This window comes from Pseudomonas sp. BF-R-30 (genome assembly GCF_019956175.1).
Taxonomy (GTDB): Bacteria; Pseudomonadota; Gammaproteobacteria; order Pseudomonadales; family Pseudomonadaceae; genus Aquipseudomonas; species Aquipseudomonas jessenii.
This window is the reverse complement of record NZ_JAHBDE010000005.1, coordinates 37,840-52,183: the sequence shown is the minus strand read 5'-3', so window position 1 is coordinate 52,183 and position 14,344 is coordinate 37,840. Positions and strand designations below refer to the sequence as shown.

The 14,344-nt window shown below is 59.1% G+C and carries 15 protein-coding genes; 2 read left to right on the top strand and 13 right to left on the bottom strand.

Features of this window, described 5'->3' with window-relative positions; genetic code table 11:
- The first annotated feature begins 10 nt into the window (after positions 1–10).
- Positions 11–334, top strand: a complete 324-nt coding sequence (gene fdxA / locus KGB20_RS03705) for a ferredoxin FdxA (RefSeq protein WP_007970729.1) — start codon at positions 11–13, stop codon at positions 332–334.
- Positions 335–806: 472 nt separating this feature from the next.
- Here fdxA and rpoS read toward each other — a convergent pair whose 3' ends face one another.
- The 8 genes from rpoS to KGB20_RS03665 form a co-directional block, all read right to left on the bottom strand.
- Complete coding sequence (rpoS, locus tag KGB20_RS03700; RefSeq protein ID WP_007990225.1) at positions 807–1,814, bottom strand: RNA polymerase sigma factor RpoS; 1,008 nt, start codon at positions 1,812–1,814, stop codon at positions 807–809.
- 104 nt (positions 1,815–1,918) lie between these two features.
- On the bottom strand, positions 1,919–2,776 hold the full coding sequence (locus KGB20_RS03695) for a peptidoglycan DD-metalloendopeptidase family protein (RefSeq protein ID WP_090453404.1): 858 nt from the start codon (positions 2,774–2,776) through the stop codon (positions 1,919–1,921).
- 211 nt (positions 2,777–2,987) lie between these two features.
- Positions 2,988–3,623, bottom strand: a complete 636-nt coding sequence (locus KGB20_RS03690; RefSeq protein WP_172435346.1) for a protein-L-isoaspartate(D-aspartate) O-methyltransferase — start codon at positions 3,621–3,623, stop codon at positions 2,988–2,990.
- A 41-nt stretch (positions 3,624–3,664) separates the two neighbouring features.
- The gene (gene surE, locus KGB20_RS03685) at positions 3,665–4,414 is read right to left on the bottom strand and encodes a 5'/3'-nucleotidase SurE (RefSeq protein ID WP_057716156.1); all 750 of its coding nucleotides are present in this window, start codon (positions 4,412–4,414) and stop codon (positions 3,665–3,667) included.
- On the bottom strand, positions 4,402–5,460 hold the full coding sequence (truD, locus tag KGB20_RS03680; RefSeq protein ID WP_057716157.1) for a tRNA pseudouridine(13) synthase TruD: 1,059 nt from the start codon (positions 5,458–5,460) through the stop codon (positions 4,402–4,404). The genes surE and truD overlap by 13 nt, the downstream gene beginning before the upstream one ends.
- On the bottom strand, positions 5,457–5,930 hold the full coding sequence (gene ispF / locus KGB20_RS03675; protein ID WP_007970721.1) for a 2-C-methyl-D-erythritol 2,4-cyclodiphosphate synthase: 474 nt from the start codon (positions 5,928–5,930) through the stop codon (positions 5,457–5,459). The genes truD and ispF overlap by 4 nt, the downstream gene beginning before the upstream one ends.
- Positions 5,931–5,973: 43 nt before the next feature.
- A complete protein-coding gene (gene fghA, locus KGB20_RS03670) occupies positions 5,974–6,819 on the bottom strand; it encodes an S-formylglutathione hydrolase (RefSeq protein ID WP_154861809.1) in 846 nt (281 codons plus the stop codon).
- An 8-nt stretch (positions 6,820–6,827) separates the two neighbouring features.
- Complete coding sequence (locus KGB20_RS03665) at positions 6,828–7,940, bottom strand: S-(hydroxymethyl)glutathione dehydrogenase/class III alcohol dehydrogenase (RefSeq protein ID WP_015093777.1); 1,113 nt, start codon at positions 7,938–7,940, stop codon at positions 6,828–6,830.
- A gap of 107 nt (positions 7,941–8,047) precedes the next feature.
- Here KGB20_RS03665 and KGB20_RS03660 point away from each other — a divergent pair, with 107 nt between their 5' ends.
- The gene (locus KGB20_RS03660) at positions 8,048–8,944 is read left to right on the top strand and encodes a LysR substrate-binding domain-containing protein (protein WP_154861810.1); all 897 of its coding nucleotides are present in this window, start codon (positions 8,048–8,050) and stop codon (positions 8,942–8,944) included.
- A 177-nt stretch (positions 8,945–9,121) separates the two neighbouring features.
- Here KGB20_RS03660 and ispD read toward each other — a convergent pair whose 3' ends face one another.
- The 5 genes from ispD to KGB20_RS03635 all read right to left on the bottom strand — a co-directional run bounded on the left by ispD (position 9,122) and on the right by KGB20_RS03635 (position 14,202).
- Positions 9,122–9,829: a 2-C-methyl-D-erythritol 4-phosphate cytidylyltransferase gene (ispD, locus tag KGB20_RS03655; RefSeq protein WP_154861811.1), complete on the bottom strand. Its 708-nt coding sequence runs from the start codon at positions 9,827–9,829 to the stop codon at positions 9,122–9,124.
- A complete protein-coding gene (gene ftsB / locus KGB20_RS03650) occupies positions 9,826–10,104 on the bottom strand; it encodes a cell division protein FtsB (RefSeq protein ID WP_007970710.1) in 279 nt (92 codons plus the stop codon). The genes ispD and ftsB overlap by 4 nt, the downstream gene beginning before the upstream one ends.
- A gap of 169 nt (positions 10,105–10,273) precedes the next feature.
- Positions 10,274–11,563, bottom strand: coding sequence for a phosphopyruvate hydratase (eno, locus tag KGB20_RS03645; protein ID WP_008019783.1), 1,290 nt, complete (start codon positions 11,561–11,563; stop codon positions 10,274–10,276).
- Between the two features lie 156 nt (positions 11,564–11,719).
- The gene (gene kdsA, locus KGB20_RS03640) at positions 11,720–12,565 is read right to left on the bottom strand and encodes a 3-deoxy-8-phosphooctulonate synthase (RefSeq protein WP_015093773.1); all 846 of its coding nucleotides are present in this window, start codon (positions 12,563–12,565) and stop codon (positions 11,720–11,722) included.
- A 5-nt stretch (positions 12,566–12,570) separates the two neighbouring features.
- Entirely contained in the window at positions 12,571–14,202 is a 1,632-nt protein-coding gene (locus KGB20_RS03635) for a CTP synthase (RefSeq protein ID WP_057716161.1), read from the bottom strand.
- Positions 14,203–14,344: the final 142 nt, after the last annotated feature.

Here is a 14,344-nt window from a genome sequence, read left to right as displayed (position 1 = left end):
AAAATTAGAAATGACCTTCGTCGTCACCGACAACTGCATCAAGTGCAAGTACACCGACTGCGTAGAAGTCTGTCCGGTGGACTGCTTTTACGAAGGCCCGAATTTCCTGGTGATCCACCCGGATGAGTGCATCGATTGCGCGCTGTGCGAACCTGAATGCCCTGCCGTGGCTATCTTCTCTGAAGATGAAGTTCCGGCCGGCATGGAAAACTTCATTGAGCTGAACGCTGAGTTGGCCGATATCTGGCCAAACATCACCGAACGCAAAGATCCAATGCCCGATTCCGCAGAATGGGACGGCAAGCCAGGCAAGATCGCAGACCTCGAACGCTGATTACCCCCGCGTTCGCGAAAAAGGCCCCACAAGGGCCTTTTTGCTTTTCTGCGGGCAAAAAAAAGGGGCGGTTTGACCCGCCCACATTTTTTCCCTATTCCCTGTGTTCCTTTTCATCGTCCTGATGAATCGCGTCCTGCGATATCCATATCCCTCATCCATGAAGGACGTGTCTGTCCGTCGACACAACCTCAATACTAGAGTGTTCCCCTCCGGGATCAATCGGCCCCTGGCGCGAGATTCTGGTGTCACACATCATTAATACTAAAAAATATTAATATAAATCAAACATATATATGCGGTCAGCGCTCCGAATGGACGACTGCCGGGGTGTAAAAATAACGAACACTTACGCAAGAGTAAGCCTAGGCTTACAGCACGAAACCAAAATCCCGAGGGGGCTCGGTCTCCTGGCCAGGCAATAAAAAACCCCGAGCCAGTCGGGGTTTTTCATGCCATCGCAGTGAGTGCCTTATTGGAACAGCGACTCGCTCGACAGACCATTTTTTTCCAGGATCTCGCGTAGCCGCTTCAAGCCCTCCACCTGAATCTGTCTGACCCGCTCCCGGGTCAGGCCGATTTCCAGGCCGACGTCTTCAAGGGTGCTGCTTTCATGGCCGCGCAGGCCGAAGCGGCGTACAACCACTTCGCGTTGCTTGTCGGTCAGTTCCGAGAGCCATTGATCGATGCTCTGGGACAGGTCGTCGTCCTGCAACAACTCGCATGGATCGGTTGGACGATCGTCAGTCAGGGTGTCCAGCAGGGTTTTATCCGAATCCGGACCCAGCGAGACGTCGACCGAAGAAACCCGTTCGTTAAGGCCGAGCATACGCTTGACCTCTCCCACCGGTTTTTCCAGCAGGTTGGCGATTTCTTCGGGTGAGGGTTCATGGTCGAGTTTTTGCGTCAGCTCCCGCGCAGCCCGCAGGTACACGTTCAGCTCCTTGACCACATGGATCGGCAGCCGGATGGTCCGGGTCTGATTCATGATTGCGCGTTCGATGGTCTGGCGAATCCACCAGGTCGCGTAGGTCGAGAAGCGGAAACCGCGTTCCGGATCGAACTTCTCCACCGCCCGGATCAAGCCGAGGTTGCCCTCTTCGATCAGGTCCAGCAGCGACAGCCCACGATTGACGTAGCGTCGGGCGATTTTCACCACCAGTCGCAGGTTGCTTTCAATCATGCGTTTGCGCCCGGCCGGATCGCCACTTTGCGACAGGCGCGCAAAATGAACTTCTTCTTCGGGTGATAGCAGGGGAGAGAAACCAATTTCATTGAGATACAACTGCGTGGCATCAAGTGCCCGCGTGTAGTCAATGTACTTGTGCTGTTTCAAGGATGCGGAGTGTTTGGATTTGGCACGAACGGAAGGTGGAGCCGCCCCTTCATCATTCGACATCGAATCCGTATCGATGCTGCTCTCCATCAGGAGAACCTCATCGTCGATGTCAAACTCCGGCACTTCTTTACTGAGAGCCATTGTTATAGTCCTTTGGTGAGTTCGACCTCAAGCTCAAGCGGCGCCTTTCTCCCTGGCAACGCTGGAGCCTGTCCCCTCTACGCGACGGAACAGGCTGGTAGCGATCAACGGCGTGGCAGGAATTGCAGCGGATCTACAGGTTTACCTTGGCGGCGAATCTCAAAATGCAGTTTCACCCGGTCTGTACCCGTTGACCCCATTTCGGCAATTGTCTGTCCGACCTTGACCTGCTGCCCCTCCCGAACCAACAGCCTGCGGTTATGTCCGTAGGCACTGACGTAGGTTTCACTGTGCTTGATGATCACTAATTCGCCGTAGCCCCTTAAGCCACTCCCGGCGTATACCACCGTCCCATCAGACGCAGCTAAAACAGGCTGTCCCAAATCTCCGGCGATATCAATTCCTTTATTCAAACTACCGTTTGAAGAGAATTTTCCAATCAGAATGCCATTAGATGGCCATCCCCAGCCGGTCGGGGCTGGCCCGGGAGGTGGCAAAGGAGCAGGGGCTGGCTTGCTCGCGACGGACGGTACAACCGTCGTTGTGCTGGTGGTCGTACCGTTTGCCGAACGACGGATGACCGTGGTTTTACTCGACGACGAAGGTGTTGAACTGGACGAGCTGACCACCGCCGTCGACGTTGAATTGGTACGACCATCAAAGCGAATCGTCTGACCCGGACGGATGGTGTAAGGCGCAGGAATGTTGTTGCGTGCCGCCAGGGCCTTGTAGTCCCAGCCGTAACGGAAGGCGATGGAGAACAGGGTGTCCTTGGGCCGAACAATGTATTGCCCGGTGGTCACGGCTGGACGCTGAGCCGCGGCATTGTTACGGTCCACGACACGAACATCGCTGGACTTGTTGCTGGAACAACCGACCAGCAAAGTGCTCAAGACAAGGCCAGTCACCAGGCGCTGAAAGCTCGTTTTACTCATACGCTGCGCAATGACTGTGAGACTCACCCGCCGCTCCCTCTGTGGTGGCTGAAAATGTGAAATGCCGGAGTCCGGCATGAACTGTCGCAAGTATAACGGGCCGTGCACGCTTTACCTTTAATGTGGCGAATCGGTGCCGCGCACACGTTTGCTGCCTGACGATGAATCCCGTTTAACACAACGATGCCGCTGTAAGACAAAGGCAATCGAAGAGAATTCAGCGTGCCGAAACAAATGCTCAGGCCAGTGGCCCATTGAGCAGTGGCACGAAGCGCACAGCCCCCAGGACATGCCTGGAAAAACCTTGTTCCTCGCGGATGATCAGCATCAATTGCTGGACTTCGCCGGCCCCGACCGGGATCACCATTCGGCCTCCCGGTGCCAACTGGTCAAGCAATGCCTGGGGCACGTCGGTTGCCACTGCGGTGACGATAATCCCGTTGTATGGTGCCAGTGCCGGCCAACCCTCCCAGCCATCGCCCCAGCGGAACACCACGTTGCGCAGGTTCAGTTCGACCAGGCGTTCCTTTGCCCGATCCTGCAGAACCTTGATGCGCTCGACCGAGAACACACGCTCGACCAGTTGCGACAGCACCGCCGTCTGATAACCCGACCCGGTGCCGATCTCCAGCACCTTGTCGAGGGGACCGGCCTCCAGCAGCAGCTCGCTCATGCGCGCCACCATATAAGGCTGGGAGATTGTCTGGTTGTTGCCAATCGGCAGCGCGGTGTCTTCATAGGCACGGTGCGCCAGCGCTTCGTCGACGAACAGGTGGCGCGGGGTCCGGCGAATGACCTCCAGTACCCTGGCATTGGAGATGCCTTCTTCGTACAGGCGCTGGATCAGCCGCTCCCGGGTTCGCTGGGAGGTCATGCCGATGCCGCGACGCAGCATATCGTCTTGTTCGCGACCCATCAGCGCAGCCCCTCCAGCCAGCCGTCCAGACTTCTGAAGGCATCATTGAAGGTGCGATCCAGTTGCAGCGGCGTGATCGAAACATAACCCTGCATCACTGCATGGAAATCGGTACCCGGGCCGCCATCTTCGGCATCCCCGGCCGCCGCGATCCAGTAACCGGACTTGCCCCGCGGATCCACCACTTTCATCGGTGCCGCGGCTCGGGCGCGATGGCCCAGGCGGGTCAGCTGGATACCGCGGATGCGGTCCAGCGGCAAATTGGGAATGTTCACGTTCAGTACCGTACGCGGTGGCAGATCCAGGTCAGCATGGGCTTCAACCAGTTTGCGCGCGAAATGGGCAGCTGTGGGAAGGTTCTCTACCTGGCGTGAGACCAGCGAAAAGGCAAACGAGGGGTGATTCAGGAAACGCCCCTCGAGGGCCGCCGCCACCGTGCCGGAATACAGGACATCGTCCCCCAGGTTCGCACCCAGGTTTATTCCGGAAACCACCATGTCCGCTTCGCGCTCCAGCAGGCCGTTGAGGCCCAGGTGCACACAATCGGTTGGCGTGCCGTTGAGGCTGATAAAGCCGTTGGCCAGGGTTTGCGGGTGCAACGGACGGTCGAGCGTCAGCGAACTGCTGGCGCCGCTCTTGTCCTGGTCCGGGGCGATAACCACGCACTCGGTGTAATCCGCCAGCGCAGCATAAAGCGCGGCGAGACCGGGTGCGGTTACCCCATCGTCGTTAGAAATCAGAATACGCATGGGCTGTCCGTCTGCCCCACCGGCACCAGATCAACAAGCTCGCGCACCAATACGGTGGCGAAGCATCCGGCCGGCAGGACGAATTCCAGTTGCAGAATGTCAGGCTCGGGATAATGCCACGTCAACCCGCCAATGGGCAGCCGCAGGATGCGACGTTCGTGGCTCATACCGGCGTTAATCAACCAATCGCGAAGGTCCGCTTCGCGCGCGGCGATTGCCTGCTCCAGTTCATGGACAACACCCGTGGCCGGCGAGTCACCTTCGCCCCACTGCGGGCCGGTCGGGTGCAGATCGAGAATCGCCAGGCGCGGGTCGCTGCACTCGGCTTCGCCTGCCGGGAAAAAGCTGCGGCTGTCGGTGAACGCCAGCAGGTCACCGACCTGGGCACGCTGCCAGGTGCCATCGGCGACGCGGGCGGCCAGCACCTGATTGAACAGAAAACTGCGCGCCGTGGAGAGCAGACGCGAGCGCACGTTGCGCTGCTCCGGCAAGGCCTTGCGCGCGGCCCAGGCGCGAGCATCGACGACGTTGCCGCCGTCATGGCCGAAGCGCTGTGCGCCGAAATAGTTAGGGATGCCGTGTTTAACGATCAGTTGCAGGCGTTCTTCGATAGCAGCCTTGTCGCCAGCGAACTGGGTGAGGCGCAAAGTAAAGCCGTTGGCCGAGTGGGCACCGCGTTGCAGTTTGCGCTTGTGGCGGGCGGTCTTGAGGATCTTCAGCGTATCGTTTTCCGCAGCCGACAGATCAGGGTCGGCCTTGCCCGGCAATTGCACGCTGAACCACTGGCGAGTCAACGCCTGACGGTCCTTGAGCCCGGCATAACTGACGGTGCGCAATGGCACGCCGGCAGCCTTGGCAATCCGTCGCGCCGCTTCTTCAGTATTCAGACCACGCTTTTCCACCCAGATCCACAGGTGTTCGCCCTCGCCGCTGAGGGGAATGTCGAGGACTTCGTCGACCTGGAAATCTTCGGCGATCGCTTTCAGGACCGCCGTGCCGAGGGCCTCACCGTACGCCCGCGGGCCGAGCAATTGCAGTTCGTTCATGCGCGCAGCAACAAGGCAACGGAGTGCACGGCAATGCCTTCTTCGCGACCAACAAAGCCGAGCTTTTCGGTGGTGGTAGCTTTCACGTTCACTTGATCCAACTCTACTTGAAGATCCGCGGCAATCAGCGCGCGCATCGATTCGATATGCGGGGCCATTTTCGGCGCCTGGGCGACGATGGTGTTATCGACGTTGCCGACTTTCCAGCCTTTGGCATGGACCAGTGCGACGACGTGACGCAACAGCGCACGGCTGTCGGCGCCCTTGAATTGCGGGTCGGTATCCGGGAAATGCTTGCCGATGTCGCCCAGCGCCGCGGCGCCGAGCAAGGCATCGCTCAAGGCGTGCAAGAGGACGTCACCGTCAGAGTGGGCGAGCAGCCCGAAGCTGTGTGCAATGCGCACACCGCCCAGAGTGATGAAATCGCCTTCAGCGAAACGGTGCACATCATAGCCGTGGCCAATACGCATAAAAAAACGCCCCGATTTTTGTCAGGGCGTGATTCTACCTGCATTAGCCAACCAGAGCATGCGCGTGATGCCGCAAGTGCTCATCGATGAAACTGGCAATGAAGAAATAGCTGTGGTCATAGCCCGGTTGCAGGCGCAACGTCAGCGGGTGACCGGCCAGTTTGGCCGCCTGCTGCAAGGCTTCCGGCTTGAGCTGGTTGGCGAGGAAATCGTCGCGATCACCCTGGTCGACCAACAGCGGCAGCTGTTCATCGGCCTCGGCAATCAACGCGCAGGCATCCCATTCGCGCCATTTCGAACGGTCCTCTCCCAGATAGCGGGAAAAGGCTTTCTGCCCCCACGGGCAATCCATCGGGTTGTTGATTGGCGAGAACGCCGACACCGACAGATAGCGCCCCGGATTGCGCAAGGCGCAGACCAGCGCACCGTGGCCGCCCATGGAATGGCCACTGATACCGCGCCTGTCCGACGCAGGGAAATGGGCTTCGACCAATGTCGGCAATTCCTGCACGACATAGTCATGCATCCGATAGTGACGCGACCAAGGCTCCTGAGTGGCATTCAGGTAAAACCCGGCGCCGAGGCCAAAGTCCCAGGCACCATCCGGATCGCCCGGCACTTCAGGACCGCGAGGGCTGGTGTCCGGTGCGACGATGATCAGCCCGAGCTCCGCGGCCATGCGCATGGCGCCGGCCTTCTGCATGAAGTTCTCGTCGGTGCAGGTCAGGCCGGACAACCAGTACAACACCGGCAGCTTGCCGCCCTGCTCCGCTTGCGGCGGCAGGTAGACGGCGAACACCATGTCGCAGCCGAGTACTTCCGAGCGATGGCGATAGCGTTTGTGCCAGCCGCCGAAGCTTTTCTGGCAGGAGATGTTTTCCAGGCTCATGGCGGACCTCAGAAATGGATGACGGAGCGAATGCTTTTCCCTTCGTGCATCAGGTCAAACGCCTTGTTGATATCTTCCAGGCCCATGGTGTGGGTGATGAAGGTATCCAGCGGAATCTCGCCGGTTTCGGCCATTTCCACATAGCTTGGCAACTCGGTACGGCCGCGCACGCCGCCGAACGCCGAACCGCGCCAGACGCGGCCGGTGACCAGCTGGAACGGACGGGTCGAGATTTCCTGGCCGGCACCGGCAACGCCGATGATCACCGACTCGCCCCAACCCTTGTGGCAGCACTCCAGTGCGGCACGCATCAGTTGCACGTTACCGATGCACTCGAAGGAAAAATCCACGCCGCCATCGGTCATGTCGACGATGACTTCCTGGATCGGACGATCGAAGTCTTTCGGGTTCACACAATCGGTTGCACCCAGTTGCTTGGCGATCTCAAATTTGGCCGGGTTGATGTCGATGGCGATGATGCGGGCAGCCTTGGCTTTTACGGCGCCGATAACAGCCGACAGACCGATGCCGCCAAGACCGAAAATGGCGACCGTATCACCCGGTTTCACCTTGGCGGTGTTGAGCACTGCACCGATACCGGTAGTGACACCGCAGCCCAGCAGGCAGACTTTTTCCAGTGGCGCTTCCTTGGCGATTTTCGCAACGGAAATCTCCGGAAGCACGGTGTACTCGGAGAACGTGGAAGTGCCCATGTAGTGGAAAATCGTTTCGCCCTTGTAGGAAAAACGCGAAGTACCGTCGGGCATCAAGCCTTTGCCCTGGGTCGCGCGAATCGCCTGGCAGAGGTTGGTTTTTCCCGACAGGCAGAATTTGCACTGACGGCATTCCGGGGTGTACAGCGGGATCACATGATCACCGACTGCAACGGAGGTCACACCCTCGCCGATCGCTTCCACGATCGCACCACCTTCATGGCCGAGGATCGACGGGAAGATGCCTTCCGGATCAGCGCCGGACAAGGTGTAGGCATCGGTATGGCAAACACCGGAGGCCACCACGCGCAGCAAGACTTCGCCGGCCTTGGGCATGGCGACATCGACTTCAACGATTTCGAGGGGCTTCTTGGCCTCGAAGGCAACGGCGGCGCGCGACTTGATCATGGTGATTCTCCAGTGAATTAAAACGAGACAAGGAGTGTAATACATGGCTCAACGATGAATAATCGATGCAAATGCAAAATATTATTGCCACACGGGGATAATCATTGATGTCCGAAAATCGCTGGGAAGGGATCGACGAGTTTGTCGCCGTTGCCGAATGCAGCCAGTTCACCGCTGCCGCGCAACGCCTGGGGGTTTCTTCCTCCCATATCAGTCGACAAATCGTACGCCTCGAAGAGCGCCTGCAAACCCGCCTGCTCTACCGCAGCACCCGCCGGGTCACGCTGACCGAGGCCGGGCAAACCTTCCTGCAACATTGCCAACGCTTGCAGGATGGCCGCGAAGAGGCGTTGCGCGCGGTCGGCGATTTGACCAGCGAGCCCAAAGGCATGCTACGCATGACCTGTGCCGTGGCCTATGGCGAACGGTTCATCGTGCCGCTGGTGACCCGCTTCATGGGCCTGTATCCGCAATTGCGCGTCGATATCGAATTGAGCAACCGCCAGCTTGATCTGGTGCATGAAGGCCTCGACCTGGCGATTCGCCTCGGGCGCTTGCAGGACTCACGGCTGGTCGCCACCCGCCTCGCGCCGCGACGCATGTTTCTCTGTGCCTCTCCGTCCTACCTTGAACGGTACGGTCGCCCACACAGTTTGTCGGAACTGAGCCGCCACAACTGCCTCATCGGCAGTTCGGACCTGTGGCAGCTGGAACAGAACGGGCGGGAATATTCGCAACGGGTGCAGGGAAACTGGCGCTGCAACAGTGGGCAAGCGGTGTTGGACGCGGCGCTACAAGGCGTGGGGCTGTGTCAGTTGCCGGACTATTACGTGCTGGAGCATCTGAAGAGCGGTGCGCTGATTTCGCTGCTGGAGGCGCATCAACCACCGAACACAGCGGTTTGGGCGCTGTATCCGCAGCAGCGGCATCTGTCGCCGAAGGTGCGCAAGTTGGTGGATTATTTGAAGGAAGGGTTGGCCGAACGGCCGGAGTACCAGTGCTAGTGTTTTGTTGGTGTGTCAGCGAGATGTCAGCTGCCTGGACCACCGCTTTCGCGAGAAAGCCCGCTCCCACAGGGGATTAGGGTTGTTCACTAGTATTGCGGGTAACGCCGATCAAATGTGGGAGCGGGCTTGCTCGCGAAAGACGCGACGCAGTCCAGCAGTTACCCCCAAAACCCTCTAGCGGCGGTTAGCCCAACGCTGCTTCAACCATTCCAGATCCTCCGGCCGAGTGACTTTGAGGTTGTCAGCTCGACCTTCAATCAAGCGTGGCGCCAGCCCCGCCCACTCCATGGCCGACGCCTCGTCGGTGATCACCGCGTCAGCCACCAGACTGTCCGCCAAAGCCCGATGCAACGCCCCAAGGCGGAACATCTGCGGCGTGTAGGCCTGCCAGATCACACTGCGATCCACGGTTTCGACCACACGACCGTGCTTGTCGACCCGCTTGAGCGTATCCCGCGCAGGAACCGCCAGCAGCCCGCCGACAGGATCGTCAGCCAGTTCAGCCAGCAATTTGTCCAGATCGTCACGGCTGAGGTTCGGCCGTGCGGCATCGTGAACCAGTACCCAATCCTCATCATCAGCGCCCTGCGCATGCAAGTGCAGCAAGGCGTTGAGCACCGACCCGGAACGCTCCGAGCCGCCCTCGACCCGGGCAATACGCGGATCACTGGCACACGCCAGGTTCGGCCAATAAGGATCGTCCACAGCAACACTGACCACCAAACCTTTCAGGCATGGATGATCAAGGAAACAGCCAAGGCTGTGTTCGAGAATAGTGCGCCCGCCCAGTTGCAGATACTGCTTGGGACGGTCCGCGGCCATACGGGCACCGACGCCCGCGGCAGGAATCACGGCCCAGAAGGCCGGTAACGAATTAATCATTGGGCCAACTGGTAAAGGGTTTCACCGTCCTTGACCATACCCAACTCATGGCGAGCCCGTTCTTCGACGGTCTCCATGCCCTTTTTCAACTCACTGACCTCGGCGTCCATCACCCGGTTGCGTTCCAGCAATGCCTGGTTCTCAGCCTGCTGATCCGCAATCTGCTGAGTCAACTCGGCCACTTGCGCCAGACTGCCATTTCCCACCCACAGGCGGTACTGCAGGCCAGCCAGCAACAAAAGCAGGATGAGGAACAACCAATTGGGACTGCGCATCGAATATCAGGTATCCAGTGAAAAAAGACAGCCATGCCAAACGTGAAGCTTCTGATAGCACGAAGCCTGGAAGAACCAGGCTTGTGCATATAAGGCATCAGATTAGTGGCAAAAACGTCGCTGTAGCGATTTTTCCGACACAATCCGGTGTCTTTTTACCAGTTACCGCTTAACCGCGGAACTCGCCGCGACCGTTGTACTTGGCTTTGCCGTTCAACTGCTCTTCGATACGCAGCAGTTGGTTGTACTTGGATACGCGGTCGGAACGGCACAGGGAGCCGGTCTTGATCTGGCCAGCCGAAGTGCCCACGGCCAGGTCGGCAATGGTCGAGTCTTCGGTTTCGCCGGAGCGGTGCGAGATCACGGCAGTGTAACCGGCGGCCTTGGCCATCTGGATGGCTTCCAGGGTTTCGGTCAGGGTGCCGATCTGGTTGAACTTGATCAGGATCGAGTTGGCGATCTTCTTGTCGATGCCTTCTTTCAGGATCTTGGTGTTGGTGACGAACAGGTCGTCGCCTACCAGCTGAGTCTTCTCGCCGATCTTGTCGGTGAGGATCTTCCAGCCAGCCCAGTCGGACTCGTCCAGGCCATCTTCGATGGAGATGATCGGGTAACGCTCGGTCAGGCCTTTGAGGTAGTCAGCGAAACCTTCGGCGGTGAACACCTGGCCTTCGCCGGACAGGTTGTACTTGCCGTCTTCGTAGAATTCGCTGGCTGCGCAGTCCAGGGCCAGGGTCACGTCGGTGCCCAGCTTGTAACCGGCGTTGGCCACGGCTTCGGAGATCACTTTCAAAGCGTCTTCGTTGGAGGCCAGGTTCGGCGCGAAACCACCTTCGTCACCGACGGCAGTGCTCAGGCCACGGGCCTTCAGCACGGCTTTGAGGTGGTGGAAAATCTCGGTGCCCATGCGCAGACCTTCCGAGAAAGACTTGGCGCCAACCGGCTGAACCATGAATTCCTGGATGTCGACGTTGTTATCGGCGTGCTCGCCGCCGTTGATGATGTTCATCATCGGAACCGGCATCGAGTAGACACCCGGGGTGCCGTTCAGGTTGGCGATGTGAGCGTACAGCGGCAGGTCCTGGTCCTGTGCTGCTGCCTTGGCCGCGGCCAGGGAAACGGCGAGGATCGCGTTGGCGCCCAGGGAACCTTTGTTTTCAGTACCGTCGAGCTTGATCATTGCCAGATCGAGCGCTTTCTGGTCGCTTGGGTCCATGCCTTTCAACAGGTCGCGGATCGGACCGTTGATGTTGGCTACGGCCTTCAGAACGCCCTTGCCCAGGTAACGGCTCTTGTCGCCATCGCGCAGCTCGAGCGCCTCACGCGAGCCAGTGGAAGCACCGGACGGCGCGCAGGCACTGCCGATGATGCCGTTGTCGAGAAGCACGTCCGCTTCCACGGTGGGATTGCCACGGGAGTCGAGAACTTCACGACCTTTGATGTCGACGATTTTAGCCATTGTTGTAAACACTCCAAAGTTGACGAAAACGACGCAGCTGTAGGAAATCTTTGATCGTCGGCAAGTGATGTGCAGCGGGCAGTCTTGCAGACGATAAGGCTCAGGCCCGAGGGCCTGAGCGTTAAATCGTGCGGTACTTTACCGGAGAATTGAGGATTACGCGGTTTCTACCGTCGGAAAACTCTTCACCAGTTCGTCCAAAGCTTTGAGCTGGGCCAGGAATGGCTCCAGTTTGTCCAGGCGCAAGGCGCAAGGACCGTCGCACTTGGCGTTGTCCGGATCCGGGTGGGCTTCCAGGAACAGGCCGGCCAGCGACTGGCTCATACCGGCTTTTGCCAGGTCGGTGACCTGGGCGCGACGACCGCCGGCGGAATCGGAGCGACCACCAGGCATTTGCAGCGCGTGGGTCACATCGAAGAACACCGGGTATTCGAACTGCTTCATGATGCCGAAGCCGAGCATGTCGACGACGAGGTTGTTGTAGCCGAAGCTCGAACCACGCTCGCAGAGGATCAACTGATCGTTACCCGCTTCCACGCACTTGTTCAGGATGTGCTTCATTTCCTGGGGGGCGAGGAACTGGGCTTTCTTGATGTTGATCACGGCGCCCGTTTTGGCCATCGCGACCACGAGGTCGGTCTGGCGCGACAGGAATGCCGGCAACTGGATGATGTCGCAGACTTCAGCGACGACCGCGGCCTGGTCAGGCTCGTGGACGTCGGTGATGATCGGCACGCCGAAGGCTTGCTTGATGTCCTGGAAGATGCGCATGCCTTCTTCCAGGCCAGGACCACGATAGGAGGTCACAGAAGACCGGTTGGCCTTGTCGAAACTGGCCTTGAACACGTAAGGGATACCGAGCTTTTCGGTGACCTTCACATACTCTTCGCAAACCTGCATGGCCATGTCACGGCTTTCCAGCACGTTCATGCCGCCGAACAGCACCATGGGTTTGTCGTTGGCAATCTCGATGTCGCCGACGCGGATGATCTTCTGTGCCATCGGGGTTACGCCTTCTTCTGGTGTTGAGCCAACGCGGCCTTGACGAAACCGCTGAACAGCGGGTGACCGTCGCGTGGCGTCGAGGTGAACTCAGGGTGGAACTGGCAAGCGACGAACCATGGGTGATCCGGAGCTTCAACCACTTCAACCAGTGCGCCATCACCGGAACGACCGGAGATTTTCAAACCGGCTTCCATGATTTGCGGCAGCAGGTTGTTGTTCACTTCGTAGCGATGACGATGACGCTCGACAATCACGTCCTTGCCGTAGCAACCGTGGACCAGGGAACCCGGCTCCAGCAGGCAATCCTGCGCGCCCAGGCGCATGGTGCCGCCCAGGTCGGAGGTTTCGGTACGGGTTTCGACGGCGCCGGTGGCATCTTCCCACTCGGTGATCAGGCCCACGACCGGGTGACCGCTTGCACGATCGAACTCGGTGGAGTTGGCGTCTTTCCAGCCCATCACGTTACGTGCGAACTCGATAACGGCCACTTGCATGCCCAGGCAGATACCCAGGTACGGAACCTTGTTTTCGCGAGCGTATTGAACGGCAGTGATCTTGCCTTCAACGCCACGCAGACCGAAGCCGCCCGGTACCAGGATGGCATCGACGCCTTCGAGCAGCGCGGTGCCCTGGTTCTCGATGTCTTCGGAATCGATGTAGCGCAGGTTGACCTTGGTACGGTTGCTGATGCCCGCGTGACTCATCGCTTCGATCAGCGACTTGTAGGCGTCCAGCAGCTCCATGTACTTGCCGACCATGGCGATGGTGACTTCGTGCTCAGGGTTGAGCTTGGCGTCGACCACGGCTTCCCACTCGGACAGATCGGCACCGCCGCATTGCAGGCCGAAACGCTCGACGACGAAATCGTCCAGGCCCTGGGAGTGCAGGATGCCCGGGATCTTGTAGATGGTATCGGCGTCTTCCAGCGCGATTACCGCACGTTCTTCGACATTGGTGAACTGCGCGATCTTGCGACGCGACGACACATCGATCGGGTGGTCGGAGCGGCAGACCAGCACGTCTGGTTGCAGGCCGATCGAACGCAGTTCCTTCACCGAGTGCTGGGTAGGCTTGGTCTTGGTTTCGCCGGCAGTGGCGATGTACGGCACCAGTGTCAGGTGCATCAGCATCGCGCGCTTGGCGCCGACTTCGAAACGCAGTTGGCGGATCGCCTCGAGGAACGGTTGCGACTCGATGTCACCCACGGTGCCACCGATTTCGACCATTGCCACGTCAGCGTCGCCGGCACCCTTGATGATGCGGCGCTTGATTTCGTCGGTGATGTGCGGGATCACCTGGATGGTTGCACCCAGGTAGTCACCACGGCGCTCCTTGCGCAGGACGTGTTCGTAGACACGGCCCGTGGTGAAGTTGTTGTTCTGGGTCATGGTCGTGCGGATGAACCGCTCGTAGTGACCCAGGTCCAGGTCGGTCTCGGCGCCGTCGTGAGTGACGAACACTTCACCGTGCTGGAACGGGCTCATCGTGCCCGGGTCGACGTTGATGTACGGGTCCAGCTTCAGCATGGTGACCTTAAGTCCCCGCGCCTCCAGGATGGCCGCCAATGATGCCGATGCAATGCCTTTCCCCAATGAAGAAACAACACCGCCCGTGACGAATATGTAGCGCGTCATGAAAAACCCTAGAAGTCTGCGTTAAAGCGGTCCGAGCCGCCGGGGAAAGCGAAGGAAGGCCGAAGCCCCCGATCACCTGCATTAATCACAGTGCACCTTTCGAAAAAACCGCCGCGTTGGGACAGACCGGAAAATGAAACAC

Excerpts from the sequence above, each read along its gene's own strand:
- ispF (WP_007970721.1), bottom strand. The coding sequence starts at position 5,930 with ATGCGTATTGGCCACGGCTATGATGTGCACCGTTTCGCTGAAGGCGAT.
- fdxA (WP_007970729.1), top strand. The coding sequence starts at position 11 with ATGACCTTCGTCGTCACCGACAACTGCATCAAGTGCAAGTACACCGAC.
- KGB20_RS03665 (WP_015093777.1), bottom strand. The coding sequence starts at position 7,940 with ATGATCAAGTCGCGCGCCGCCGTTGCCTTCGAGGCCAAGAAGCCCCTC.
- KGB20_RS03690 (WP_172435346.1), bottom strand. The coding sequence starts at position 3,623 with ATGACCTCCCAGCGAACCCGGGAGCGGCTGATCCAGCGCCTGTACGAA.
- rpoS (WP_007990225.1), bottom strand. The coding sequence starts at position 1,814 with ATGGCTCTCAGTAAAGAAGTGCCGGAGTTTGACATCGACGATGAGGTT.
- kdsA (WP_015093773.1), bottom strand. The coding sequence starts at position 12,565 with ATGGCACAGAAGATCATCCGCGTCGGCGACATCGAGATTGCCAACGAC.
- KGB20_RS03660 (WP_154861810.1), top strand. The coding sequence starts at position 8,048 with ATGTCCGAAAATCGCTGGGAAGGGATCGACGAGTTTGTCGCCGTTGCC.
- KGB20_RS03635 (WP_057716161.1), bottom strand. The coding sequence starts at position 14,202 with ATGACGCGCTACATATTCGTCACGGGCGGTGTTGTTTCTTCATTGGGG.
- surE (WP_057716156.1), bottom strand. The coding sequence starts at position 4,414 with ATGCGTATTCTGATTTCTAACGACGATGGGGTAACCGCACCCGGTCTC.
- eno (WP_008019783.1), bottom strand. The coding sequence starts at position 11,563 with ATGGCTAAAATCGTCGACATCAAAGGTCGTGAAGTTCTCGACTCCCGT.
- fghA (WP_154861809.1), bottom strand. The coding sequence starts at position 6,819 with ATGAGCCTGGAAAACATCTCCTGCCAGAAAAGCTTCGGCGGCTGGCAC.
- ispD (WP_154861811.1), bottom strand. The coding sequence starts at position 9,829 with ATGATTAATTCGTTACCGGCCTTCTGGGCCGTGATTCCTGCCGCGGGC.
- truD (WP_057716157.1), bottom strand. The coding sequence starts at position 5,460 with ATGAACGAACTGCAATTGCTCGGCCCGCGGGCGTACGGTGAGGCCCTC.
- ftsB (WP_007970710.1), bottom strand. The coding sequence starts at position 10,104 with ATGCGCAGTCCCAATTGGTTGTTCCTCATCCTGCTTTTGTTGCTGGCT.